General features: G+C 58.0%; 17 protein-coding genes and 1 tRNA gene. 6 read left to right on the top strand and 12 right to left on the bottom strand.

Annotation, left to right across the window (positions count from 1 at the left end; genetic code table 11):
* Positions 1-2: 2 nt before the first annotated feature.
* Complete coding sequence (locus tag SELIN_RS12955) at positions 3-272, bottom strand: acylphosphatase (protein ID WP_013507093.1); 270 nt, start codon at positions 270-272, stop codon at positions 3-5.
* Between SELIN_RS12955 and SELIN_RS12960 the strand changes: the two genes are divergently transcribed.
* Together SELIN_RS12960 and SELIN_RS12965 are read left to right on the top strand one after the other, a co-directional pair.
* The gene (locus tag SELIN_RS12960; RefSeq protein WP_041726149.1) at positions 271-804 is read left to right on the top strand and encodes a hypothetical protein; all 534 of its coding nucleotides are present in this window, start codon (positions 271-273) and stop codon (positions 802-804) included. The genes SELIN_RS12955 and SELIN_RS12960 overlap by 2 nt on opposite strands.
* A gap of 56 nt (positions 805-860) precedes the next feature.
* Positions 861-937, top strand: a tRNA-Arg gene (locus SELIN_RS12965).
* 41 nt (positions 938-978) lie between these two features.
* On the opposite strand, the gene SELIN_RS12970 is transcribed toward SELIN_RS12965, so the two are convergent.
* Entirely contained in the window at positions 979-3,648 is a 2,670-nt protein-coding gene (locus SELIN_RS12970) for a PAS domain S-box protein (RefSeq protein WP_041726150.1), read from the bottom strand.
* Positions 3,649-3,683: 35 nt separating this feature from the next.
* Positions 3,684-4,521 (bottom strand): IS5 family transposase gene (locus SELIN_RS14970; RefSeq protein ID WP_156788070.1). Its coding sequence is split into 2 segments (ribosomal slippage): positions 3,684-4,115 and positions 4,117-4,521, totalling 837 coding nucleotides; the frame shifts between segments, so codons are not numbered across the junction.
* 1,112 nt (positions 4,522-5,633) lie between these two features.
* Between SELIN_RS14970 and SELIN_RS14260 the strand changes: the two genes are divergently transcribed.
* Genes SELIN_RS14260 through SELIN_RS14270 form a run of 4 tightly spaced genes read left to right on the top strand, consistent with a single transcriptional unit; the run spans position 5,634 to position 11,513 of the window.
* Complete coding sequence (locus tag SELIN_RS14260; protein WP_013507096.1) at positions 5,634-6,026, top strand: response regulator; 393 nt, start codon at positions 5,634-5,636, stop codon at positions 6,024-6,026.
* A gap of 44 nt (positions 6,027-6,070) precedes the next feature.
* The gene (locus tag SELIN_RS14265) at positions 6,071-8,332 is read left to right on the top strand and encodes a PAS domain-containing sensor histidine kinase (RefSeq protein WP_013507097.1); all 2,262 of its coding nucleotides are present in this window, start codon (positions 6,071-6,073) and stop codon (positions 8,330-8,332) included.
* Positions 8,329-9,429: a hybrid sensor histidine kinase/response regulator gene (locus tag SELIN_RS13000; RefSeq protein WP_013507098.1), complete on the top strand. Its 1,101-nt coding sequence runs from the start codon at positions 8,329-8,331 to the stop codon at positions 9,427-9,429. The genes SELIN_RS14265 and SELIN_RS13000 overlap by 4 nt, the downstream gene beginning before the upstream one ends.
* Complete coding sequence (locus tag SELIN_RS14270) at positions 9,426-11,513, top strand: ATP-binding protein (RefSeq protein WP_013507099.1); 2,088 nt, start codon at positions 9,426-9,428, stop codon at positions 11,511-11,513. The genes SELIN_RS13000 and SELIN_RS14270 overlap by 4 nt, the downstream gene beginning before the upstream one ends.
* Before the next feature lie 88 nt (positions 11,514-11,601).
* On the opposite strand, the gene SELIN_RS14275 is transcribed toward SELIN_RS14270, so the two are convergent.
* The 9 genes from SELIN_RS14275 to SELIN_RS13045 all read right to left on the bottom strand — a co-directional run bounded on the left by SELIN_RS14275 (position 11,602) and on the right by SELIN_RS13045 (position 26,863).
* On the bottom strand, positions 11,602-12,258 hold the full coding sequence (locus tag SELIN_RS14275; RefSeq protein WP_013507100.1) for a TorF family putative porin: 657 nt from the start codon (positions 12,256-12,258) through the stop codon (positions 11,602-11,604).
* A 293-nt stretch (positions 12,259-12,551) separates the two neighbouring features.
* Positions 12,552-14,291, bottom strand: a complete 1,740-nt coding sequence (gene cydC, locus SELIN_RS13015) for a heme ABC transporter ATP-binding protein/permease CydC (RefSeq protein ID WP_013507101.1) — start codon at positions 14,289-14,291, stop codon at positions 12,552-12,554.
* Positions 14,288-16,054: a thiol reductant ABC exporter subunit CydD gene (gene cydD / locus SELIN_RS13020; RefSeq protein ID WP_013507102.1), complete on the bottom strand. Its 1,767-nt coding sequence runs from the start codon at positions 16,052-16,054 to the stop codon at positions 14,288-14,290. Before cydD ends, cydC begins: the two co-directional genes overlap by 4 nt.
* Before the next feature lie 6 nt (positions 16,055-16,060).
* Positions 16,061-16,399, bottom strand: coding sequence for a zinc ribbon domain-containing protein YjdM (locus SELIN_RS13025; RefSeq protein WP_013507103.1), 339 nt, complete (start codon positions 16,397-16,399; stop codon positions 16,061-16,063).
* A gap of 84 nt (positions 16,400-16,483) precedes the next feature.
* On the bottom strand, positions 16,484-17,506 hold the full coding sequence (locus tag SELIN_RS14280) for an HhH-GPD family protein (protein ID WP_013507104.1): 1,023 nt from the start codon (positions 17,504-17,506) through the stop codon (positions 16,484-16,486).
* A 64-nt stretch (positions 17,507-17,570) separates the two neighbouring features.
* Complete coding sequence (locus tag SELIN_RS15475) at positions 17,571-17,693, bottom strand: hypothetical protein (protein ID WP_269493428.1); 123 nt, start codon at positions 17,691-17,693, stop codon at positions 17,571-17,573.
* On the bottom strand, positions 17,680-21,051 hold the full coding sequence (locus SELIN_RS13035) for a UvrD-helicase domain-containing protein (protein WP_013507105.1): 3,372 nt from the start codon (positions 21,049-21,051) through the stop codon (positions 17,680-17,682). The genes SELIN_RS15475 and SELIN_RS13035 overlap by 14 nt, the downstream gene beginning before the upstream one ends.
* A gap of 1,094 nt (positions 21,052-22,145) precedes the next feature.
* The gene (locus tag SELIN_RS13040) at positions 22,146-24,893 is read right to left on the bottom strand and encodes a PD-(D/E)XK nuclease family protein (protein WP_013507106.1); all 2,748 of its coding nucleotides are present in this window, start codon (positions 24,891-24,893) and stop codon (positions 22,146-22,148) included.
* A gap of 668 nt (positions 24,894-25,561) precedes the next feature.
* Complete coding sequence (locus tag SELIN_RS13045) at positions 25,562-26,863, bottom strand: phospholipase D family protein (RefSeq protein ID WP_083806064.1); 1,302 nt, start codon at positions 26,861-26,863, stop codon at positions 25,562-25,564.
* Between the last annotated feature and the right edge of the window lie 9 nt (positions 26,864-26,872).

The following is a 26,872-nucleotide window of genomic DNA, read 5'->3' on the forward strand; positions in this document are numbered from 1 at the left end:
CTTTACCCCACAATGCGAAAGCCCTCAAAGGCATGGGCCTGCACTTTCCTTTCCTCGATTTCATCCACCCGCGACAGGGGTGGGCCGGCGGCAACCCTGGCCTTGAAGGTCGCCTGATCCGCTTCGTCCAGGCAGGCATAAATACGCACGGAACCATCGGGCAGATTCTCCACGGTTCCCGCGATGCCCATGGCCTGAGCCACGCCGTGAACAAAGTAGCGAAAACCCACGCCCTGAACCTTTCCGCGTACGATATAACACAGAGTCTGCATGGTACTCCTCGGTGACACAGTTGAAAAAGAACGTTTTTCGGTGTATGAACTTCCCCATGATAGTGACATTGAGGTGGTTTTTCAAATGGTTCCGGGAAAAGTAATCGGGTGGAGTGGAATACTGCTGACGGGTCTTGGTCTGCTGGCGCTGGCCTCACAGGCGACGCCACTGCCTCAGCTGGTCGATGCTCAGGAGAGGCAGCTGCGCGAACCTTCCATCTCTGTGGAAAAATCCAACTCACCCAGCGCCTCCATGAAGCTGGATATCAATCTGGACGAACTGGAGATCCGCCTTGATGATATGCCACTCTCCCTGACCCTGGGCTCGGATCGCCCCCCAAAAGACCTGGAATTCACCCTTTCCGGCGGAGACTTCAGCTTTATGTTCGATGACCTGCTCTACTTCGCCGAGCGCAAGAGCCCCTTTCAGATGGCCCAGCGCAATCTGTTTCCTCGGCCAGGGCAGTTGCGTGAACTCAACCACAGCGATCAGCTGAGTTTTTATGAAAATCCATTTGTTTTTCTGAAGTGAGATTTTTACTTGCAATCTCACGGCGCTTTGGGTATGCTCCCCCAGCAGTTTGAGAGGCCCCCGTAGCTCAATTGGATAGAGTGCCGGACTACGAATCCGTAGGTTGCGTGTTCGAATCGCGCCGGGGGCGCCACACATACAACAAGTCCCGCTGGAGTATTCCACCGGGACTTTTTACGTTTCCTCTCTTGTTTCTTCCTGGTGCAACGGCAGCCAGAAGGTGAAGCGCGCGCCGCCATCGGTATTGCGGGCAGTTATCCGCCCACCCATCTTCTCTTCTATAATGGTTCTGCACAGCGAGAGTCCGATGCCGGTTCCCTCCTCTCCCTTGGTGCTGGTAAAGGCATTGAAAAGCTTGTCGGGCAGCAGCTCCGCAGAAATACCACCCCCGTTATCCTCGATGGCAATCATGACAAAGTCTCCCTCCACACCCAGCTCAATGGCGATATGGCCCTGTGGCACGGAGCGCTCCACCAGTACATCAATGGCATTATTGAGTACAGAGAGCACCGCCTGCCGGAACTCTCCGGAGTATCCCCAGGCAGGGGGGCCACCCTCTGTGTCCATATCCACTTCGATGCCATGGCGCGCCAGGCGATCCTGGAGCAGCTGGACTACCGCCCGGACATCATCGGCGGGGGAGAAGGCCGCCATTTCACGGGATGGCCGGTAAAAGCTGCGGAAGTCATCGACAGTCTGATTCATGAACTGAATGAGGTTCATCAGCTTACCCGTGTAGTCCACCAGGGTTTTTCGATCCAGCTCACCCGTTTCCTGCATGTCAGGCAATGACTGGGCAATAATGGCAATATTGTTGAGGGGCTGCTTCCATTGATGGGCAATGGCGCCGATCATGTGACCCAGATCCGCCAGCTTTGACTGCTGGATCAGCAGCGCCTGGTTCATCTCCCGCTCGCGCTCCAGACGTTTTTTCTCGGTGATGTCCCGCACGATACTGAACAGAATCTGGCGTCCGTTCATGGCATGCAGGCTGGAGGTGCGCTCAATGGTCAGAACTCTCCCGTCGGCCGTGCGCAAGGGCTGCTCCAGGAGAATGTGCTTCTTGCGAAGGAGCTCCTCCATGCGCACAGCCACCTGTTCGTGATACTCGGGAGGCAGAATGTCCATGGGCCTGAGCTTCAGCACCTCTTCCCGACTCAGACCCAGCAGGCGACACGCGCTTTCGTTCACCTCTTCAAAGACACCGGGCATATTGTTCTCGTCCAGGGGGTGAATAAAGATGGCGTCGGGAATGGTATTGAAAAGGTTCTGGTACTTGGCGTCGCTTTGCAGCCGCTCCCGTACCTCCAACTCCACCTGTTCGGAAAGGTGCTCGTTCAACAGGTGAAGGCGTCCCTCTATCATCTTGCGCTCGTCAATATCCGTAATGAAGCCATGCCAGAGCACAGAGCCATCGTCCTGCATTTCCGGCATGGCGTAGCCTTCGCGCCAGGACTCTCCCCGCCCGGGCAGGAGCACCCGGAACTCCGAACGCCAGGGGGTCAGGTTGCGGGCCGATTCGTCAATACTGCGCAGCACATCATCCAGCTCATCGGGGTGTATGCGCAGAAATACTGCCTGGACATCATCTTTGACATCTTCAAACTCCAGCTCGAAGATCTTCCGGATACCATGGCTGACATAGGGTGCCGTGAACTGCCCATCGGGCCCGAGGCGAAACTGGTACAGCACGCCGGGAATCTGGGAGGAGAGTTTGGCCAGCAATTCATCGCGGGCGCACAGCTCGCGGTGCTGCTGGCCAAGGGTTTCCAGCAGGACATTAAAGCTCTTGAGCAGTTCGCCGATTTCGTCATTCATCCGCACCTCAAGGAGCTGAGGAAAGAGGTCTGGCTCCCGGGCAGCGCTGCGGATGCTGTGAATGGCCTGGTAAAGAGGGCGGAAGTGACGACGCAGAACCCAGGCCATCAGCAGACCACTGACCAGAGTCAGACCCAGGGCCAGGAGCAGGATGCGCTTCTTCAGGAGGGCAATGGGTGCAAAGGCTTCACTGACAGGCAGTATCGACATCAGAAACCAGTCAGGAGTGGCTATGGAGTGGGCCGATGAGAGCTGGGCCACCCCCTTTGAGCTGACGGAAATCCCCGATCCCTCGTAACCCGACATGTAGCGATCAAACTGCGGATTGATGCCGGATTCCGGCACTCTTGCCATAACATAATCGCTCTGGGTTCCCGTGACAAAAACCCCATCCCGGGGAGAGACGAGCAGATACCCGCCACTGTGTCCATAAGCCTGGGCGGCAATATCGTCCAGGAAATTCGGCAAGGCAAGATTGGTAGCACCGCTGATGACGCCAACCACATTGCCGTCAACCAGGACTGGAGCAGCGATAACCACCAGGGGCCTCTGCAGGGCTCCCCCAATGAGGGGCGGACTGATGACGGTGCGCTTTTCCTGGAAAACCGTGGGCAGATAGGGGCTGCTGGCGTAGGTCAGACCGCGACGTCCCGGCTGCGGCGGAGCATCGGCTCGAACCGTAAAACCCTCATCCACAAAGAGAAGTCCGCCATTAAAGAGCTGATGCAGGGAAGTCCGGTACTCGAGCATGGACTGGATAGCCTCGGGATCATGGGCAATCCCCAGCTGTCCAACCCTGCCTGCCAACTCTTCGAGGGCCTGGACGCGAGCCTGAAAGCCCCGCTCAATCTGGTGGGCCATCAGGGATACCGTAGCGTACTGTTGGCTTGCCAGTAACCGCTCCATATCCTTCTGCAGGGAGTTGGTGACAATAAATGACAAAAACCAGATACCCGCAAAAATTATCGCCAGCGTCGTTACCAGTACCCGGCGCTGAAAAGACTGTCTGCGAACCATAGCTTTCATCTTAACTTTTGCACCTTACTGCATCGACTTAGAACTTATCCATAAATTACGCCGATTTTCCTGTATGTGATTATGGCTGCCGCAAGACACGTCAACCCGTAGTGAGTGACCTCAAGCTTCTCAAAGCGCACATGAATCTTCCTGAAACGGTTGAACCAGGAAATAGATGCTTCCACTATCCAGCGCCTCGCCTTCTTTGATGGGTCACGCTTCTTGTCCTCGATCTCTTCTTTTCGCTGCTTTACATGGGGTATGTATCCGCGCTGAAGAATGCTGCTGAGCGCCTGCTTTCCCTTGTAGCCACAATCTGCGCAAAGATGCTGCTCCTGCTCTGCAGGCTTCTCGAAGACTACGCCATCAAGAACAGCTTCAAGCTGGCTCACATCATGCCGGTTCGCTCCGGTTACGACGATGGACAACGGGACGCCACGACCGTCCACCAGGACATGACGCTTGCTCCCGTTTTTTTCCCCGATCCGTCGGGTTCTTCCCTACGGTTTCAAGAGCCATTGGTGCTTTGTACATTCCGCCATCTATGCTTTGCCACTCCCAGGCAATTCCCTCCATCTCGTCGTACTCAGCCAGCCCTTGACGCCAAATAGCTTCGAATACACCGGCCTTACTCCACTCAATGAAGTACTTGTGCACGGCACTGGCGCAACCAAACTGCTCCTTGGGTATCGCTTTCCACTGACAACCGGTGCGCAGAACATAGACAATGCCGGAAAACGCCTTCCTGGGGTTAAGTCGCTTGCGCCCACCACCAGGCTTGCGCTTGTAGACCTTGTCAAGATCTCTTTGCTGGATTGGCAGCAAAGGCTCAACTCTTTGCCAGAAAGCATCTGAGACTTCCCATGATTGCACTTTAGACATAAATCACCGCCATGAATGATCTCTCACTGAATCATTCTATAGCAAACTATCATGATGGTCAATGATTATTTATGGACAAGCTCTTAGTCAATTATTTCCCCAGCACTTACCACGCGGAAGCAATATTGATTCTGCATGCTTGACTCATCTGGTGTTCCACTTTTCGCCTCCGGATATTGTCCTTTTTGACCGCCCAAAAAGGACCCAAAAACGCGCCCCCCGAACGCCCGTTTATCCGGATCGCCTGCTCGCCTGTTCTGGAGATCCGGCAGACACTGCTTCCCTGCAGTGCTGCCGGACCACTCACTTCCTGTGAGTGTCCCGTTCGGGTCTTGCCAGCCAGGCATCGCACTCACCGGACGGGCTCAGGGGGGAACGGCCTGTTTCTGTCTCTCCCCCGTGTGCTGGCCCAGCCAGGACGCGCCGACTGGAACGCTATGGACCCGCAGGGTTGCCGCCACGAGGGCGGCAACCGCAAACCAAAAGCCACGGAGGGCGGTTGTTTGCGGTCCCCAGTTCCAGGCAAGCGGGCGGCTGAAAAGGACAGCACTGGGGGCCGCTTTTGCGCCACTTTGGGCGGGTCCAAAGTGGCAAAGAAACTCATAGACAAGGCGAGGGCAATGTCAAGCGACGCAGTTGTGCGGAACCATTCCGCCATTTCAGCATATCATCTGGAACACGCAGACAACCTGTCGTTTCGGGGGTGCGAAACTTCAGTTTCATAAAGCTCTATCCGGAATTTTCAGTGCTGCTGAAGAAACTCACCTGCGGTGGATGAGATATTTCCGCACCCGACCTGTGGTTCATTATAATCAACTGCCACACCATAACAATACCTTTTTCTTTTCGGAGCACCAGAGGACAAGGGCTCACGCAGGAGGGTTCCCTCCCCTTCAATTTTCCCGATTAAACAGCGTACCAGTCAATACTTAAACCATCTGTGGCGTACAATGTTCATGGACCCTGCGAAAATTTCCCATTACAGCACATGGCAATGGGAAGTATCGACGAAAAAATCAGCAGACAATATCCGTTATCAATTGACTTTAATTTGTCATTCAGACTACAGTTTTCCTGTGTCATCGGAACGCCGCATACTCCAGGAGAGCATTATGCCCGCAAAAGCCTCACCAATGCGCATTCTGGTCGTCGAAGATGATGAAACCCTGCGCAATAACCTCACCACCATTCTCGCCCTTGAGGGATACAGCGTCGCCACTGCCGAAAATGGTCAACGTGGCATTGAGCGAGTATCCAAGGAAAAGTTTGATCTCATCATCACCGATATCTCTATGCCCAGGCTAGGTGGTGTTCAAATGATCGACAGCATCCGCAAGCGCAGTTTTCTGAATGCAGATACTCCTATCATCGTTTTCAGCGGCACCATCAATATGGATGTAGCGCACGGGATCAAGGGTAAGGTCACCAAAGCCTTCTGCAAACCAGTTGAGTCCGTTGAAGTTCTCAACTACATTCGGATACACCTGGATCCGAATTTTTTGTAGCCATGCGATTCTCGCACGCGTCAACCGGCACACAGGAGCACGCCATGGCTGACACTTCCAAATCTCCGCCTCACATACTGTTTCTGCACGCATTTCATGCTTCTCCCTTTATTCAGCTGCTTTTCCGTGGCAATGGGGAGCTGGCGGAAGCCAGCGATGGAGCGCTGCGAGCGCTGAGATGCCAGCGGGAGAAGCTTCCCGAGCACCCATGGTTACGACAAACAGACGCGCTTCAACTCAACAATGCCGTGAAAATGGTCGCCAGGACAGGCGAACCCGCTGTCACAGCAATCCAGTTGCCCCAAGGTGAAATTTTCCTGGAGTTGACGCAGGTATCCTTGACATCGCAGCAGACCTGCTGGGTTCTGGCAACACAGACTGAGCTCACAGACACCATTGCTTCGGGCAGCTCTCCAGGCTTGCAAAAGCGCAAAGAGGAGTTACTTGCCAACAGACAACGTTGGCAATTTGCGCTGGAAGGCACCAATATTGGCGTCTGGGACTGGAATATCCAGAGTTCAGAGGTCTATTTTTCTCCACGCTGGAAGGAAATTCTGGGTTACCGCGACCATGAACTTCCCAACTCCCTGGAACAGTGGCAACAGCGCATTCACCCTGATGACTACCAGCGCGTCATGCAGGCCCACGAGCCTGCCTTCAGCAAGTCTGACCGGCTCTATCGATCGGAGTACAGACTGCGGCATCGCGACGGTAATTATCGCTGGATCAGCTCCCAGGGAAAGGTCATGAGCTGGGCCAGAGACGGAACGCCCCTGCGCATGATCGGCACCCATGCCGATATCACGGAACGTAAAATCCTCGAAGAACAGCAGGAGCGCATGGTGCGCATCCTGGAAGCCACCACCGACAGCGTCAATATTGCCACCCCCGACGGCACCATGATCTTCTGGAATTCCCACGGACGCGCCATGGTCGGAGTTGAACCCGACGAAGACGTCACTGCCATCTCTTTTGACCTCTTCCACCCTCCAAAATCCCTGAAGATTCTCACCAGAGTTGCGATTCCCTCTGCCATCACCAATGGGATCTGGCAGGGCGAAAACGTCATAACCAACCGACACGGAAAAACCATTCCCGTTACACAGGTCATAATCGCCCATCGCGACCAGCAGGGAAACCTGGAGTACCTTTCATCTATCATGCGCGACATGAGCCCCCAGAAAAAGGTTGAAGAAGCGTTGCGCAGCAGTGAACAACGGCTGTGGCGCCTGCTGGAGAGTACACCACTGGGAGTTGTGATCATAAACTCATGTGGCACCATTGAGTGGGTGAATCCGGCCATGTGTCACAAGGTGCATTATCACTTTGAATCCCTGGCAGGGCACAGCCTGACAAAAATCCTGCCAGAAGAGAGCCGCATGGCCTGGCACCAGTGGTTCGAGCAGTTTGGCAACGCTCACACCAGCTCCAGCGAAGAGTGGAAATTCGTGCGACGTGGGGGCGAGAGCTTTCTGGCAGAGATTGTTTCAACGAGTTTTGCCGACACCAGCGGCCAGTGGCGCATGGTCGCTTATGTCACAGACATAACAAAGCGCAAGCGCTTTGAAGATGAGCTGTTGCGCAGTCTGCGTCAACAGGAGGAACTCAATGAACTCAAAAGCACCTTTGTACAGATGGTCTCCCACGAGTTCCGCACTCCACTGGCTGGCATCATGGGCTCGGCGGAACTGTTGAAAAAATATTTGGAGCGCCTGAGCCCTGAGCGCCGGGATGAACATCTGGATACTATCCTCAGCGGGGTACAGCGAATGGTCTTCATGATGGAGGAGATCCTGGCTCTGGGCGCCATGGACTCCGGACAAACGAACTTCAGCCCATCTCCTGTTGATCTGGTGGCCATGTGCCGCGCGATTCAGGATCAGCTGCACAGTATCTTCCCCGGCCAGCGCATCCAACTTGACTTCAGGGATATTCCGACTTGTGCCATGCTGGACGAATCCCTGCTGCACCACATCCTCACCAACCTGCTGAGTAATGCCCTGAAGTATTCGCCCGCCACATCACCGGTACACTTTTCCATATTCAATACCACCAAAGAACTGTGTTTCCGCGTTACCGACTTCGGGATAGGTATTCCCGAAAGCGATCGCGGGCGCCTGTTTGAAGCTTTTTTTCGCGGCAGCAACGCCAGCCATATTCAGGGAACCGGCATCGGCATGATGATCGTCAAGCGCTGCCTCGACCTGCACAACGGCACCATCCAGATACAGAGCAAACCGAACCAGGGCAGCACGTTCACCGTAACCATACCCCTATCCCAGTGTATTGCGGAGGAGAAATCATGAGACGAATTCTGCTGATCGAAGATGATCCGGTACTACGCCACAATATGGTAGAGCTGCTGACCCTGGAAAATTATGACGTCGATGACGCCCAGGACGGAGAGGAAGGGGTACGCAAGGCCCTCGAAAGCCATCATGATCTGGTTCTGTGCGATATCATGATGCCGAAAATGGATGGGTATCAGGTATTTGAAGCCCTCAAGAGCCATCCGCGCACCGCCAGCATTCCCTTCCTCTTCCTCACGGCCAAGGTTGACAAGGAAGACGTGCGACGAGGAATGGTGATGGGTGCCGATGACTATATCCAAAAACCCGCGCCTATTGAGGAGCTGCTGCAGGCCATAGAGGTTCGTCTGCGGAAAAAACGCCTGCAGCTGGAGCAGGAGCAGCAACGTTCGGAGGCCCTGTGCTCAGAGCTGGCATCGCGAATCCCCCATGAACTCATCACCCCTCTCAACAGTATCCTGGGATATGCAGAGCTGATTATTGAAGAAGAGCCGAGCAACCTCAGTCACCAGGAAATCGTCCCCATGGCCTGCGCCATCCAAAGTGCTGCAGAACGCTTGATGGAAACCATCCACAAGTATCTGCTCTATAATGAGCTGCAGTTTCTGCGCTTCACCGGCAACAGGAGCGGCTCCGGTGAGATACGAGACAACCTGTGCACTATAACCAGGCATATTGGCAGTGACGTTGCGAAAAAGTGGAAGCGCATCGAAGACATGGAAATTGCGCTTCCCGAATATCCCATTCACGCCTGCATTCCCTACTTTTCCCATGTGGTGCGACAGCTGACAGATAACGCCTGCAAGTTTTCTGCAGCAGGCAGCCCGATTACCTTGCAATGCCGCCTGACAGGTAATTCCATAACCCTGAGTGTCAGCGATCAGGGGCGAGGCATTCCCGCAGAAAACCTCGACCAACTGGGAGCATTTCAGCAATTTGAACGCCATCATTACGAGCAGCAGGGTTCAGGACTGGGACTGGCAATTGTGAAACTTATTCTCCAGCACAGCCAGGGCTCTCTGGACATTCAGAGCATCCCTGACCAGGGGACAACCGTGACCCTGGGTTTTCCTGTCACTGTGGACGCACCATGAAGCGCTCCATCGGGAACTCCCTGCCGCTCAAACTCATTATTATGGTTTTCTGCATCCTCAGCATTGCCATTCTGTGGGCAACTGGTCTGTGGCATATCACAAATTCCCGCTCCCAGAGCCTTCAGCAGGTCAAACAGAATCTCGACAACCTGACCTTTGCCCAGGAAAAATATGTCAAGCTGACCATCGGATCCATCGACATGATCATCCGGGAGACCCTGCACGCCCTTTCAACAGAAGACCTTCTGGATAATACCGATTCTGGCAGGCAGCGCCTGCAGTCCGTCATTGAGCGTATACCCGAAGTATCCGGTATAAGTGTCATCGCCCCCTCAGGCCAGATAAGCCTCATCGCCTGGCGCAACCAGGAGCATCCCAGGCCGGATCTTGATGCCCTGGACCGAACGTACTTCACCATCCACTCAGATCCCGGCCACGGCCTGTATATAGGCACACCCTTGCGGAGCAAGCTTTGCGGACAATGGTTCATTCCCATCAGTCGCGCTCAGCACACTGAAGATCACCTGGATTTCGTAGTCATGGCTGCCATTGACTCCCAGGTATTCCAGCAGTACTTCGAGTCGCTGAACATCGGTCGCACCGGTACCATGGCACTCTGGCGCAAGCCACACGGCGAAGCCCTTCTGCACCATCCCTTTCGCGAAGAGCTTCAGGGTATCGCCATGGAAAACAACCCTGTCTTCCTTGACAATCGATGGTATCACAATCCCCACGACAGCTTTCTGTGCCAGTTTCCAGACAGGCAGGACACCTGCTACGTCAGCTATCGCACGGTCGAACAGCTGCCCCTGGTGGTGAGCACCACCATGCAGGCAGAGGAGTACCTGGCGCAGTGGCACCAGGACAGGCTGCTCACCATTGCGATCATGGTGCTCCTCTCAGCGGTACTCGGTGGCTTCGGACTCTATATCCTGCGACAGCTTTCCCTGCAGGAAAAGACGGAAAAAGCTCTGCGCGCTTCGCGCAACAACTTCGAAATGCTGCTGGACAGCATGGACGCCATTATTTATGTCTCCGACATACGCACCCATGAACTGATCTATCTCAACCAGATGGCCAGAAAACTCTATGGCGACGTCATCGGGGAAAAGTGCTGGAAGTATATTCAGGAAAACCAGCAGCAACCCTGCCCATTCTGTCGCTATCACCTGCTGGTTGATGAAAATGGCCAACCCAATGGGGAAAATATTGTATGGGAAAACCAGACACCTTCAACAGGACAATGGTTTCAGCGGCGGGATCGCTCCATTCACTGGAGTGATGGAAGAGTCGTGCACCTGCAGATTGCCAACGACATCACAGAACTCAAAGAAGCAGAAGCACAGATACGCGCCAACCTGGAAGAGGAGCGCAGTATAAATAAAATGAAAAACACCTTTATTCAGACCGTCTCCCATGAATTCCGCACTCCATTGGCAGGCATCATGGGATCAGCTGAAATCCTGGAACGGTACTTTGAGCGCATCAGTGAGGAGCAGCGCGCACAGCATCTTCTCTCCATCCGTAATGGAGTCAAGCGCATGGTTGCCATACTGGAAGATGTCCTGATCCTGGGCAGCCTGGATTCCGGGCAAACCGCCTTCAACCCCCAACCCCTCAATCTGGTCAGCCTTTGTCATACCATCGTGACAGAAATGCAGCAGATCTACCGGGATCGTGAAATCCATATTGATGCCGGGCAGATTCCCAATAACATTGATGCCGACGCAAAACTTCTGCGCTACATCGTCACCAACCTGCTGAGCAATGCCCTGAAGTACTCACCCTTTGAGAAGCCGGTTCATCTGCAGATATCACAACAGCATGAGGAGTATATTATCGTCTGCGTCCGGGACGAAGGCATTGGCATACCGGAGGATGAACAAAAGAACATGTTTCAGTCCTTCTATCGCTGTTCCAACACCGAGGGCATCAAGGGAACCGGGCTGGGGCTGATCATCGTGCAGAAATGTGTCTTTCTTCATGGAGGAACCATAGAGTTCACCAGCAAGGCAGGGCAGGGAACCTCATTCTACTTCTACCTTCCCATCCATTCCCGCTGCCATATTCCCGCCACGCCCTGACATGAAACCCTGAACGCGAACCGGCCCCGCACACGTGCAGGGCCGGCCGACGATATTTTTCCACAAACCACAAATGGTGAGGGCAGAATCAGAAGCTGTAGGTCCAGCTCAGCTCGAGAACACTGTTGTCGCTGTCGTCATGGTCAACGGTGTAGAACAGGCCAAACTCATGGCTTGGAATAAATTCTTTGCTGATACCGATTTCCGAGGTTTTTTCGTCATTGTCGCCAATACCCATAGTGTAGAGGTAGCTGGCAACCGCTACGCCCAGATCGTACTCAGCTCCCAGCTCCACATAGTCAGCATCAAGATCCGAGTCAAGGTTCATGTAGTAGTAGGCGCTCAGACCCAGCTCTTCTGTAGGAGCGAAGAGAACACCAGCATACACTTCATCGTTATCGTCAATATCGCTGTCCATGGGCATGGTCTTCAGGAAACCCAGGTCGTAACCGATAGCTCCAGCTTCGCCTTCGTAACCAAAGGTAATTTCAAAATATGAATAATCAGAGAAATCCCAGTCGTCGTCCAGCAGATCATTGGTGAAATAGGTGGCACCAGCGTAAAATCCGGATTCATGGGAATACAGGGTGCCGACTTCCAGCTCAAGGCCGTTGTCGCCTTCGCTGGGAATACCGTACGTGGCGCCTACATGGCTTTCCAGGGGCAGGGCAGAGGCAGAGGCTGCCAGAACAAGACTTCCGGCGAGAACTCCACCGATGATTCCAAGACGTTTTGCTTTCAACATAACCTTCTCCTTTTGCAAAATGGGCTGTTACCGGGCGTATTGCCTTTCCCTATGGCATACAGCAATAAGCATGCCAGAAAAGAACAGGGGGCCCTTTGCCGTGGCTAAGATTATGCGCCTAACCTACGCCTTGTCAAGGAAATGTTGCGTTATTGCAAGAGGGAGGAAAAGAAATCCCAGGCTTCGCCAGCCCCGAGGAGAAAAATGACTTTGACGACAGCGCACAGCGGGTGCGCAAAAAATGTGCACAACTTTAGTCGGACGACCAGGGCAGGACTGAAGCTGCCCTTTTTCTAGTCACCCGCGCAATTCGTAAAAACCCGATACCGCTCACTGGTACGCAACAACTGTCGATGGCTGCCACTGCAGATCAGCTGCCCGTCCTCCATGAAATAAACGGTGTCCATGGCTTCCAGCCCTGCCGTGATATGGGTAATCAGGATCAGGGTCTGCCCTGCCAGGCTGTCCAGCAGCGTTGCCATAAACTGCTGCTGGGTCACGGCATCCAGGCCCTCGGTGGGCTCATCCAGCACCCAGATGGAGACGTTCTTCAAAAGCGCCCGCGCCAGCACCAGACGGCGAGCCTGGCCGCCGGAAAGGCGCGCCCCCCCTTCGCCGGCCCAGGTATCCAGGCCCTCCGGCAACCCCCTGACAAAATCAGCCAGCTGCGCCTGCTCCAGAGCCTGCCACAGCTGCTGTTCGTCAGCATGGGGCGCGGCAATAAGCAGATTCTCCCGCATGGTGGCGCAGAAGATATGGGACTTCTGAGAGACCAGGGTGATGGTGTTGCGCAGCTGCTCCTCGCTGAGCTGACGCAGATCGCTGTCGCCAAGGGTTATCTGTCCGCTGCGTGGATCCCAGAAGCGCACCAGCAGGTGAGCCAGGGTCGACTTTCCACTGCCCGATGGCCCAACGATTGCCACTTTGGCTCCGTCGGCTACACTCAGGGAAACATCCCGCAGGGCCTCGGCTCCACTGCCCCCTGCGTAGGCAAAGCTGACGCTTTTCAGACACAGCGCCCCGGCAGCCTCCCGGCAGGGGTTTTCAGGGAAAGTGACGGCGGGCTCTACCTCTGTCACTTCCAGCAGGCGGCGGGCCGCTTCCCGCGTCTTGCCCAGGAACTGAAAGGCGTGGGGAATGGGGAGCACAGCCTCAAAGGTCGCCAGAATACCGAAGGTGATCAGGGCCAGCATGGCTCCGTCAAAGACGCTCTGCTGAGCCAGGGGAATCGCCGCGAAGAGGGCGCTCACAGCCGCCAGGCCCGCCAGGAGCGTCATCAAGGCACTGCTGAGGCCACTGACCCGCGCCATGCGCTCCTGCTGCATCAGCAGGCGTTCACTCTCCTCCAGCAGCCGGGCGCGATGCCTGGTATCGGCTCCGTACACCATCAGGTCGGCCATACCCTGCATATCCTCTACCGCTGCGGTGCGCAGACGCGCGCCGCACTGCTGCATGGTCCGACCAATCTGATTGCCCATGTGCCTGACCAGCAGGGGAACCAGCAGCCCGGCCAGGGCGAAGAAAAACCAGAATATCAATGCAAGCACCGGGGAGAGCCACCACAGAAAGGTTCCGGCTATGGCTGCCAGGCCCAGGGCGATCAGCAGCGGTGATATGACCCGGAGAAAGAGGCCGTCCAGGGTATCTATATCGGTGACAATGCGGCTGAGCAGATCGCCACTGCGATGGCGGAGCAGCCCTGCCGGCGCCAGGGGCTCAATGCGCTGGTAAAACCAGACACGCAGCGAGGCCAGCAGACGGAAGGTGGCTTCGTGGGAGAGGATACGCTCGGCATAGCGGCCACCGGTACGCAGGATGGCAAACCCCCGCACTCCGGCACTGGGGGTAAAGAAATTGAACTCCCTGGCACTGATGACACTGAGGCCGGCAAAGGCCGCCGCACTGAGAAACCAGCCCGAAAGGGCCAGCAGACCGACGCTTGCCACCATGGTGGCAAGTCCGAAAAAGGCTCCCCAGAATATCCACAGGCGGCTGGGCCAGAAGAGGCGCACAAAGGGCAGCAGTTCCCTCATGGGAGCACCTCCGCGCGTCCACTGCGCACCAGAGCAGCATAGGTCCCCTCCAGGGCCATCAGCTCAGCGTGGCTGCCCGCTTCCACAATCCGTCCACGATCCATGACCACAATACGATCCGCCAGGCGAGCGGTATCCAGGCGGTGGGTCAGCATCATCATGGTACGCCCCGCAGCCAGGCCCTTCAGGCCTTCCATGATCAGACGCTCATTTTCACCATCCAGACCAGCCGTGGGTTCATCCAGCACCACCAGGGGAGCGTCCTTGGCAAAGGCCCGCGCCAGGGCCACCCGGCGGGCCTGACCACCGGAAAGCAGGTTCCCCTGCTCGCCCACAGGCGCGTCAAGGCCACCGCGCAGAGCATCACTGAAGTCGAGCACCCGTCCGCGTCGCGCCGCTTCAATGACACGGGAACGGGTCATGGCCTCTGAGCCCAGGGCGATATTGTCGGCAATGCTGCCATAAAAAAGCGTCGGCGACTGGGGAACCCAGGCCACATGCCGACGCCAGTGTTCCATGTTCAGGCTGCCCAGATCCTGACCGTTGACCAGGATCTGCCCCTGCTGCAGGGACAGAAAGCCCAGCAGCAGATTCAGCATGGTGGTCTTGCCGGCGCCGCTGGCACCCACCACGGCCACCCACTGCCCCGCCTCGATGGACAGGCAGAGATTCTCCAGAGCCACGCGCTCCGTGCCAAAACAGTGATGGACAGATCGAAAGTCGATGGCGATGTTGCCGACGGGGCCAAAGGGCTCCCCGTCGCGAGGAGCGGCCTGAGCCGGTGCCCTGAGAATGGCCTGGATACCTTCGGCCGCGCCAACGGCTTCGGCCCGGGCGTGATAGTGAGTGCCCAGCTCCCGCAGGGGCTGGTAGAACTCCGGTGCCAGCAGCAGCAGGAAAAGCCCCATCTTCAGGGTCAGCTCCCGGCCATAGAGGCCGAAGTCGAGATAGTGCAGGAAGTGCATCCCCAGATAGACCGCCGTCATGGCAATGGCCACGGCAGTGAGGAATTCCAGTACCGCCGAGGAGAGAAAGGCCACCCGCAGCACCGCCATGGTTCCCTGACGGTACTCCTCTGAAGATTTGGCAATACGCTGGGCCTCATCACGGGAGCGGAAAAAAATCTTGAGGGTCGCCAGACCCTGCAGGGTATCCAGAAAGTGGGCGCTCATGCGGGAGAGGGCCTGGAAGTTCTTCTGGTTCAATGTCGCCGCCCCGCGGCCGATCATGACCATGAAGAAGGGAATCAGCGGCGCCGTGACCAGAAAGATCGTCCCCACCACCCAGCTGACGGGGAAGACCGCCAGGCCGATAGTGGCGGGAATGACTATGGCCAGCATCTTCTGGGGCAGATAGTGGGAAAAGTAGCCGTGCAGGGCCTCCACCCGCTCCAGCAGAGCACTGGAGAGAGACGCGGCACGCTGCTCGCTGGCATAGACCGGCCCCAGACGTCCGATATGCTCCAGCAGCTGCTGACGAACCACCCGACGCACCTGCGTCGAGGCGCGCTGCCCCAGGAGCTCGCGCCCCCAGGCGATCAGTGCCCGCAAAGCAATCACCAGCACCAGGAAACCAAAAAACGGCAACAAGGCCGCGCGGGAAATTCCCTCCATGAACGCTTCATGGATAACGTGGGCCAGCAGCCCCGCCTGCAGGATGATCAGCACCCCGCCAAGACCACCCAATACAACACCCCAGAGCACCCATCGCCGGGAGTGACAGGCAATAGCGTCAAGCCACTGGACAGAAGCCGTTTTCTGCATGTGCGCCTAAACCTTTCTGACAAACTCTGATTTCAGTTTCATGGCGCCAATACCGTCAATTTTGCAGTCGATGTCATGATCCCCTTCCACAAGGCGGATCTGCTTCACTTTGGTGCCGACCTTCACCACCGCCGAAGAGCCTTTGACCTTGAGATCCTTGATCACCGTCACCGTGTCTCCATCAGCCAGGGGAGTGCCGTGGGCATCGCGTACCACCTTGTCCTGCGCTGGGGCAACGGCAGCATTCTTCGGCCACTCGTGGGCGCACTCGGGGCAGACATACAGACTCTGATCTTCATAGGTATAGGATGATTGGCACCGGGGACACGGGGGCAATGTATTCATAGAAACCTTTCCACGGGAAAATTCAAGACCAGGCTCTGGCCGCGATCGTACTCTGCATGCTTGTATACCCGAACCAGTCCTTTTTCAATCAAAAGAACCCTTCAGCGTTATCGTCTCACCGTACTCCCGGACCTCTTCCCTGGTGAAAGCAGCAAACTCCGCCTGCCCCTGGAGAACCTGGGCATTGACCAGCAGCACGGGCATGCCCTCCAGAAAGCCACGGGCGTGGGGAGGGCGCACCGCCAGCTCCAGCCCGTACTGCTCCATGAAGTATGCCTTGATCTGGTGGCGACGGTTCACCCCCGGCGGCAATATAAAGGGCACAAAGCGATCGGGGTCCACAGAGAAATAGTGACGATGCGCCCGGTGCAGCCACAGGTGAACCTGGGCACTGCCCATGGGAAAGGGGGGCGTGGCGCCTGCCTTGACCGCGACAGTTTCCTGCCGGCCTTCTTCGGCGAAATAGCGACAGTGGGTGCGGACCGGGCAGCTTGCACAGAGGGGCACCTTGCGGCAGACCGCCCCGGCAAAATCCATAACCGCTCCATTGAACCAGCCCATGGGACGCTGCCGGAACAGATCCACCAATGAACCTTCCAGGGCTTCTTTGTCCACCACCGCCTTGCGGCTGCCCTGCAGAAAGCGTCCGAAAACCTTCTGCATATTGGTGTCAAAAGCCAGCACTGGCTCGCCATAGCCAAAACTGAGGATGGCGCTGGCCGTGTAATCGCCAATGCCCGGCAAGGCCTTAAGCTGCTTCCTGTCGCGGGGAAAGACCCCGTCATGCTGCTCCACCACCAGCCGGGCGCAGGCCAGCATATTCTCCCCCCGACGGTAGTAGCCAAGCCCACGGTACAGTGGCAGGAAGTCATCCCAGCTGGCTGCCGCCAGAGAAAAGACATGGGGGAAGCGCTCCATGAAAGCCTGAAAATAGGGAATCACCCGCATTACCTGGGTCTGCTGCAGCATCACCTCGCTGACCCAGATACCATAGGGCGTCATGCCCGGCTGACGCCACGGCAGCTCATCGCGCCCATGGGCGCGGCTGAAGGCCTCCATGGCGCAGATGAATGTGGAAAGGGTGGAAAAACTGTTGTTGGGTGTCATTGGCCTGCCTGTATTTTGGTATTCAGACGCGCATGTTGCGCCAGTTGTCTCCTCAGCGTGGCATTCAGCACTTCGAGAGCGAGCCCGGATGGCGAGCGGCAGGCCCTTGAGCCAGGAAGACAAGCGAGCGGGTCTGGGAGTGCAGAATGCCTGCCTTGTGCATGGCACGGTTTTTATGAACTTCCATACCCTTCCCCCACTCCCCATTCCACAAAGCGCTGGTGAAAGGGGAAGTACAACCCCAGGCGCACGGGCTGCGGCCCGAGCTTGCCTGCCAGAAAGCCATAGCGTTCCAGCTGGGGTGCATAGCGCTGCTGCTCTTCGCGCAGGAAGTGCTCCAGCCCCCCTCCTTCGTGCTGGCCGGTTTTATAGTCGATAATCCAGCGGGTTCCCTGGTCATCGATAAACATGCGATCGATGATGATATTGACGATGTGACCACGCTGGTCTGTGCCGGTCAACGGGTACTCCCAGCGGGAGTCCTGATGGGAGGAGGAGAGAATCCAGCGGCCCCGCTGATCGACGCCCATATTCCCGAGGGCGGTGATGGTGCGCTCCACCACGCTGGCTCGCAGTTCATGGGGAACGCCAAGCTGATAGGTGCTCCAGCGAAGGTTTTTGCGCAGTTCTTCCATATCACCGCTCAGGCTCTCTCTCTCATTCTTTTCTCCCAGGCGACGCACCCACTGGTGAAAGAGCACCCCCACCAGGCGGGCCATTTCACCTGCCCACTGGAACTCGGGCTGTGGTTCCCCTTCGTCATGCTGAGCCGGGGTAATGGCCAGATTCGGCAGTATGCGGGGAGCCACACGGGGGATCTGCCAGTCACTGTGCACCCGCTTCAGGGGAACAGGGGGCTGCGCCTGCTGCTGTTCCTCTGCTTCCGGCGCATCGGGCAGCGGTGGTGCCAGTGGCTGCAGCTGCTCCCAGATATGGCGCAGCAGGCTGCCGCTGCGAGGCGAAGCCCAGTCTTCGCCACTGCGATCGGGCCGCAGGCGGGCAAACAGGTGCAGTCCCTTTCTGGCGCGGGTACAGGCGACGTACAGCAGGCGTTTCTGCTCGTTCTCCATACAGCGCTGGTGCATCTGGCGGATATACTCGTAGAGGCTGCTCTCCTTCTGGTCGCGCCCCCGCCGGGCAATGGCCAGCAGCAGCTCCATATCCGCGCTGCGGTGCGGCCCTTCATGCCAGGCCAGCAGGGGCTTGCTCTCGCTGCGGCTGCCGCCGCAGAGGCCGGGAATGATGACGTGATCGAACTCCAGGCCCTTGGCCTTGTGGATGGTCATCAGCTGCAAAGAACTGTCGGCGGACGGGTCTTCGCTGCAGTAGACACTGGCGAGGGCTTCCTCCATATGCTGAATTTCCGGAAAGGGTTCCTCTTCCAGGGAGTGGAGAATGTGCAGAAAGACGCGGGCGTCCTCCAACTGTGCTGGCCGCTCCAGAAAGGCGGGGCCACCCAGCTGCCGCCAGGTTCCCTCCACCCAGCGCGCCAGCCCCTGGCGGCCACGCTCTTCCATGGCCTGGATCAGGGCTGGCCGGATACGCAGCAGGCGCGCCTGTCCATCGGCACTGAGCGGTTCCACACAGGTAGCCTCCTGCAGGCACTGCCAGAGAGTGCGTCCATCGGCACCGGCAGTGAGGAGTTGCAGATCCGCGAGGGTCAGCCCGCACCAGGGTGCCCGCAACAGAGCCAGCCAGGCGATGCTGTCACCGGGATGGCACAGGGCACGGGTGATGATCTGCAGGTCGCGCACGGCGCCACTGTGGGCCAGGGGCGCTATATCTATGGCACTGAAGGAGGTGGCACCCCCTTTGAGCAGGGAAATGATCTCGTCCAGGTGGGTACGGTTGCGGGCCAGGATGGCAATGGTCTCACCGGGATGGCGGGAGCGGATGTCCTCAATACACGCCAGTATAGCCCGCGCCTCTTCCTGCGCCTTTGCGGTTGGCAGCAGGTGAGCCTGCACGGCGCAGTCAGGCCCTTCTGCCTCCCCATGGAAAGCGCTGCTGGCGCTGTAGGCTATGGCTCCGCTGGATATCTCCTCCACAGCGGGAAAGACACGGGAGAATATCTGATTGTTCCAGTGCACGATGGCTGCGGTGGAGCGAAAGTTCACACTCAGGGACAGGGGTTCCAGCTGCACATTGCCAATTCCCTGCTGGCGCGCCTGCAGGAAAAGACCCACTTCGGCCTGGCGAAAGCGGTAGATGGACTGCATGGGGTCACCCACCACAAAGAGGGTGCGCCCGTCACCGGGCTGCCACCCGGCAGTCAGCTTCCTGAGCAGTCGGTACTGGCTGGCACTGGTATCCTGAAACTCGTCCACCAGGATGTGGTTGAGTCGATAATCAAGCTTCAGGGCAAGGTCAGTGGGCTCGTCATCACTGCCCAGACCTTCCACAGCGGCAAGGCTCATCTGGGAGAAATCCACGCAGCCGCTGCGCCCAAAAACCAGCCACAGATGTCCAACGGCTTTCAGAAGCAGCTCATTGATGGCGTGGAGTACCGGCCACTGGTCATCGTCATAGGTGGCAGGAATCAGGGCCAGAGCCTGCAGGGCCCAGCACAGGTTCTCCGCCTGGGGACTGGCGGCCAGTTCCTGGAGCAGAGCCTTTATGGCAGGGATCAAGGCATTCTTGGGAGGGGGAAATCCATCATTTTTGGTGAAACTGCGCCGCCAGGTGCCCTTCTGGGTCAGCAGCAGGCTGCTCAGGGCAATCCAGGCCCCGGTGTACGCCGCCTCGAAGCCCAGCCCCTGACTCCAGTCGATACGGGCCAGGGGATGATTTTCATCCAGATTGGAAGCGGCATAGGCGGCCAGTTCGGCCAGAGACGCCACCGTGGCTTCATCAAGGCCCGCCTGCAGCTCCAGCAGGTAGGAGCTTCGCACATGGGCCAGGGAACGCTCCAGCGCGGCACGATCGGCCTTCCGGGCAGCCACAATGTGGTGCAGCCACTGCTCGCGCCGCTGCAGCATTTCCATCAGAAGGGCGCAGGCCCGCTCCATATCGTTGTGCAGGTGGGTCAGTACCGTGCGCACATGGGGGCACTCCAGCTCCTCCAGGGTCTGCATCGCCGCCTGGCGGTAAAGCCGGGCAGGCTCATCGCTGATGGCCATCTGTCCCCCCAGGCGGGAAAAGTAGGGGATCTGGCGCACGATGGAAGCACAGAGGGCGTCAATGGTCTGGATGCGCAGCCGGGTGGGATGCTCCAGCAGATTCCACTCCTGACGGCGGGCATTGGCCAGCGCAGCGCGGGCCAGCTCCCAGGTGGTGCGCAGGTGTGGGGCCGCGGGAGGCTCCGCATCAAGGGCCATGCGCAGACTGCCCAGCACCCGTTCGCGCATCTCGCCCACCGCCTTGCGGGTGAAGGTGATGGCCAGAATCTCCTCGGGCTCGGATACCTGGCCCAGCAGCGCCAGAAAGCGCTGGGTCAGGAGTTCGGTTTTCCCGGAGCCCGCCGGGGCCTGCACGATAAAGGACGTTGATATATCCAGCGCCCGCGTGCGGGCAGCTTCATCGGCAATGGAGGGGAAGTCACGCATGCACAAATACCTCTTCCTTTTCGTATATTTCGAGGAATTACTCAGGGGGCACAAAGGGTTTTTCCGGAAAATCTGCGCTCATCTGCCCAAAACAGCCAAAGAATTTATCCGCAGATTTCACAGATTTCCGCAGATAAAGGCAAATTCCAGCAGGGTAATCCATGGCAAGTGAATACTGAAGTTTCGCATCCCCGAAACGGCAGGTTGTCGGCGCTGACCCTGATGTCACGCTGCAATGGCCAAAATGGTTCTACACAGACTGGGTTGCTTGACATTGCCCTCACCCTGTTTATGAGTTTATTTTGCCACTTTTTACCCGCAAAAAGTGGCGCAAAAGCGGCCCCCAGTGCTGTCCTTTTCAGCCGTCCGCTTGCCTGGAACTGGGGACCGCAAACAACCGCCTTCCCTGGCTTTTGGTTTGCGGTTGCCGCCCTCGTGGCGGCAACCCTGCGGGTCCATAGCGTTCCAGTCAGCGCGTCCTGGCTGGGCCAGCACACGGGGGAGAAACAGAAACAGGCCGTTCCCCCCTGAGCCCGTCCGGTGAGTGCGACGCCTGGCTGGCAAGACCCGAACGGGACACCTGCAGGAAGCAGGTGGTCCGGCAGCACTGCAGGGATGCAGTGTCTGTCGGATCTCCAGAACAGGCGAGCAGGCGATCCGGAAAAACGGGCGTTCGGGGGCGCGTTTTTGTGTCCTTTTGCGCGGTCAAAAAGGACAATATCCGGAAACAAAAAGTGGAATACCAGATAAGTCAAGCATTCAAAATCAATACGGTTTCCGCGAGATAAACGCCCGTATAATAACAGCTTAACTCAAGACAGCAAGGTGCGCAAGTTGAGTGAATAGTTCCCGGGTCTTACCTTGGCAGCTTTGCGACCCCCGTGAGCACAGCAAACAGGTGAGAGACCTGCATTATTCTTCAAGATTAACGTTTATTCGTGTTCATTCGCGGTAAATCCGGCTGCTACTCCCTCCCACTGCCTTTTCTGGTGCCTTGGCGGGCTTTGTGTGAGGCCTTTCTTTTCTGTTCCGGCTCACCGCACTTCGAGTACAGGCTCAATTCCAGCAAAACCTTCAGTTGCTTCATCAATCCCTCACCTCTCCTCATCCCCCTCATTTCCATCAATGCGGCACAGCAGGGGCAGGGGGCAATAGCGACAGCTGGTGTCATCGCGGGGGCTGATGGCGCCATAGCCGCTGGTGATTTCGCCTGCCAGGTTCTCCAATGCCGCTTTCCAGTTTTGCAGCATGGTCTGCCAGCTTTGCTGGTCGGGCAGAGCGCCAAGCTCCGGCAGCATGCCTTCCTCCATGGCCAGCCCCCGGAAGTGGCAGGCTTCGCGGTTGATCAAGGCGTAGGCGACGGCACCTATGGAGGTGTCCTGCAGGGTGACGGCGTAGAGGGGGAGCTGGGGATCGGCGGGGCGCTCGCCTTCCCAGTCCCTGGCGCTGGCCTGGCCGGTTTTATAGTCGATGAGCACATGCTGGCCATTTTCCAGCTGGTCAATGCGGTCTACTTTCAGTTTCAGCTGCAGCCCTCCCAGGCTGATGTGGTGATAGCGTTCCAGGCTGGCCACGGTGAAGGGCGGGCGTGTTTTTTCGTATTCCAGCCAGTCATCAATCCACTGGGCCTGCATCTGCACTTCCATCTGGGCCAGGGCGGGCGCTATGGTGATATTGAGTTCGTGCTGCAGGCGCTGGATGGCTCTGCCGAGGGAGTCCTCAATGAACTGGCGGCGCTTGCGCGCTTCCATCTTCTGCAGTCCGCGGGAACTCTCCAGCTTGTTCCAGATATCCTCCAGGGCGCTGTGGAGCAGAATACCCCGCACCATGGGGTTGACGCCGGCCAGGGCGCCACAGGGTGCGGTGGCACCAAGAATATGCAGGCCAATGCCCCGAAATGGGCAGAGGGCCTGGTCTTTCAGCACCGAGGCTCCACCGCGCAGCAGGGTATCCGCTGGCAGGCCATGGGCGTGGGTATCCTCCAGTGTCTGAAGGCTGGCGGTGGCAAGAAGCTGACCCAGGGGCGACGTCGCGGTGGCCTCTTCCAGCCGGAGTTCCCGAAGGCTCAGTTCCCTGCGACCGGTAATCAGTGGACTGGGGCGCAGATGACGATCTCCTTCACTGGCAGGATAGCTGAAGATCACTTCGTCGGCGCTTTCCAGGAAACGATGGGTCAGGGCGCTGGCGTACTCCCACTCCCGCCGGGGGCTGGAACGGGGAAGCTGATGCAGGCGCTGGACAGCACCGGGGATCAGAGGATTGGGACGGGGCTCGGCGGGCCAGGCTTCGTCGTGAAGCCCCATGATCCACATGGCGTCAAAGTGGGCTCCTCCCGCCTCCAGCATGCCCATCACCTGCACGGGGGCTTCGCCGTAACTGTGGGGCTGGTGAATGGTCTGGTGGGCCATGGTGCTGATCAGCTTCAGGGCGTCGCCCAGGGGCAGCTCTGCCACTATGGGATCGCAGTGGGAGAAGGTGTACAGCATGGTATTCCACGCTTCCAGTGCCTGATACTCGTCGCTGTTGAGGCGACGATCCCCTGGCCAACCCGCACGGGTCAGGAGCTGGGAGAGGCGTTCGCTCCACTGGCCGGGCCGCGCTTTCCGGGAGCGCAGTTCCTGCATGCCTGCGCCAAGCTCCCGCAGAAACTTCACCAGTCGCGGGCAGTGGCGGCTGGCTGCCAGCCGGATCACGGTCGCCAGGGGCAGGCTGACCTGCTGCCGCTGGCGCAGCTGCAGATCAAGGAGAACGCGATGGTTAAACTCTTCCCCATAACCAGGCAGAAAGGGGCTCAGGAGAATGCCACTGATCTCGGCCTGGGTCAGCTCCACATTCCGGTGGAGGCGGTCAAGCAGGAGCAGGGCGATGTCCACCATGGGCACGCTGGCGAGAGTGCGTCCGGCGGTAATATTGTAGGCCGTGCGCAGGCGGCTTTCCGGGGAAAAGTCCCACTGGGGATAGAAAACGGCGTCGAACACGGATTCCACCTGGTGGCGGACCTGTTCCAGCTGGGGAATGACAATGGCAATGCGGGCGGCGGGGTTCACTTGCAGGCGCGCCAACGCCCAGTGGGCTGCCGACCAGTATTCGCTTTCACTGTCCGCCATGGCCACATGACCGCCCAGGGCGCAGTGATCCTGGGCGATCACCTGTATCACGGTGCACCCCCGCGCCATAACCGCTTCCAGCAGCCGTATCTGCACCGGTGAAAGTTCGTCGAATCCCATCAGAAAAAGACGCGAAGGCTGGGGAAGCGCAACCTTGCGGATCATGCGCTCCACCAGATGGGGCAGACGCGCCTGATCAATCCAGCGATTCTCCTTCAGGGTACTCTCGAAAATGGTGGCCCAGCGCAGAAACGCCTGCAGTTCGGGGATATGCCCGCAGTCAAGCCCCAGGCGGTTTGTGGTGGCACTCAGGTATTTTTCCAGGGGGACATTCCACTGGTGCATCAGGCGCCAGGCGTCCATGGCAGCACTGGCCGCCAGAGTGGTCGAGAGCAGAAAGCCCTCGGATTCCAGGTTTTCAATCTGCTGCTCCCACAGCAACCGCTCCTGGAAGTCACTGAGCACCAGCCGGGGGACTTCCGCCGCCGGGCAGCTGCCGGACAGCACTCCATCCTCCACAAGCTGCTGCAGCCAGGTGCCCCAGGGCAGGATGCGGGGCGTCTGCCAGACCTCCCGCTGCTGTGACTCCATAAAGCCACTGTGCCGGGAGAGGGCCGAGCGCCCCATGCGGCGGTTGGCCGTCAGCAGCAGGCACTGCTCATCCCATTCGCGCCAGAGATCATCGTCGCGAATCCACTGGAACTGGTCGTGCAGTAAGCCAAAGGGAAGGGTCATGCCATATCTCCATTCGCACCCCGATGTGCCGGTGGCGCCTGTGAGAAGTTTTCCGGAAAGAGTCTGATATTGAGCCTGTTCACGGAAAATGTACCGCGAAACGCCCCCCAGTGCTGTCCTTTTCAGCCGTCCGCTTGCCTGGAACTGGGAACCGTAAACAGCCGCCCTCCGTGGCTTTTGGTTTGCGGTTGCCGCCCTCGTGGCGGCAACCCTGCGGGTCCATCGCGTTCCAGTCTTCGCGTCCTGGCTGGGCCAGCACACGGGGGAGAGGCAGAGGAAAGCCGTTCCCCCCTGAGCCCGTCCGGTGAGTGCGACGCCTGGCTGGCAAGACCCGAACGGGACACTCACAGGAAGTGAGTGGTCCGGCAGCACTGCAGGGAAGCAGTGTCTGTCGGATCTCCAGAACAGGCGAGCAGGCGAGCCGGAAAAACGGGCGTTCGGGGGGCGCGTTTTGCGTCCTTTTGCGCGGTCAAAAAGGACAATATCCGGAAACAAAAAGTGGAATACCAGATAAGTCAAGCATTCAAAATCAATACAGTTTCCGCGCGATAAATGTCAGAATAATAACACCTTAACCTAAGACAACAAGATGCGAAACTTGAGTATTGAGCCTGTTCACGGAAAATGTACCGCGAAACGCCCCGAACCCGCAAGGCACAAGACCTGAATCAGAGCTGTGACTCAATGGGCAGCAGCCGGGCAAAACCGGCCAGGAAGCGTCGCCAGAACCCGGCCTTGGGCTCACGGGTGTGAATCTGCCCCTCATGGTCGATCCAGCGCACGCTTCCACGCTCATCAAGATACAGCTGATAGGCAAAGAGCGGGTGGACGCTGTGGTGAAAAAACTCCGTCAGGGATTCGACCAGCTGTTCATCGCGCACAAAGGCGCCAAGCTCCGTGTTGATGTGGGCAGAGCGTGGGTCCAGATTAAAGGAGCCCAGAAAGACCTCGCGGCGATCCACCACCAGCGCCTTGGTGTGCAGGCTGGCCCGTGAGGAGCCAAGGCCAAAGCTGTTGTGGTTTTCCGCCGCGGCATGGGCGCTGGGCCGCAGCTCGTACAGCTCGACCCCTGCCTCCAGCAAGGCTTGGCGACGACGGGCATAGCCACTGTGGGCAATGGCCACATCATTGGTGGCCAGGGAGTTGGTCAGGACGGCGACCCGGATACCGCGCGCGGCCATGTCTGCCAGCATGCGAGTGCCTTCCGCACCGGGAATAAAGTAGGGAGATATGAGCAGAAGCTCCTCTTCCACCATGGCAAAGCGCTCTGCCAGAGCTTCCAGCACACCGGGCTCCAGCTCTTCCTGGTTCAGCGCCTTGGCCGGATCATCGACGGCCAGTGTGGCCTGATCCGTCCACTGGTAGGAAGAGGGGCAGAGGAGCATTTCGCGACTGACAAAGGGGGGCTGCCCATAGACCATGGACATGAGCGGGTGGTCGAGGTACGAGGTGAACCACTCGTCCATGGCATCGCGGTGCCTGCTCAGCCAGTTGACATCGTCACGAACGCGACGCAGCTGACTGATGGGAATGGCCAGGGGGCTGTTCCAGTAATCGGTGAAGGAGATATCAGCCCCATGGGCCAGGGGACCCACGATGACCAGATCAATGTCGGAGAAGTTGAAGGCGCTGCCGGCACTGAAATACTCATCGCCGATATTGCGACCACCGATAATGGCCAGATGACCGTCGGCTATCCACGCCTTGTTGTGCATACGGTGGTTCAGATCACTGCCCCGCAGCACCAGCTCCACCCCGGTACGCAGGATACCCCAGCGGCTTCGAAAGGGGTTGAAGACCCGCACTTCGATATGGGGGTGCTGATCCAGTATGGCCAGGGCGCGGTCACTGCCGCGCACGTCCATGTCATCCAGCAGCAGGGAGATGCGCACACCAGTATCGGCCACCTGCAGCAGCTCGGCAATCAGCAGACGACCCGCCACATCATCCTGCCAGATGTAGTACTGAATATTAAGAAC

Source organism: Desulfurispirillum indicum S5 (assembly GCF_000177635.2).
Lineage (GTDB): Bacteria > Chrysiogenota > Chrysiogenetes > Chrysiogenales > Chrysiogenaceae > Desulfurispirillum > Desulfurispirillum indicum.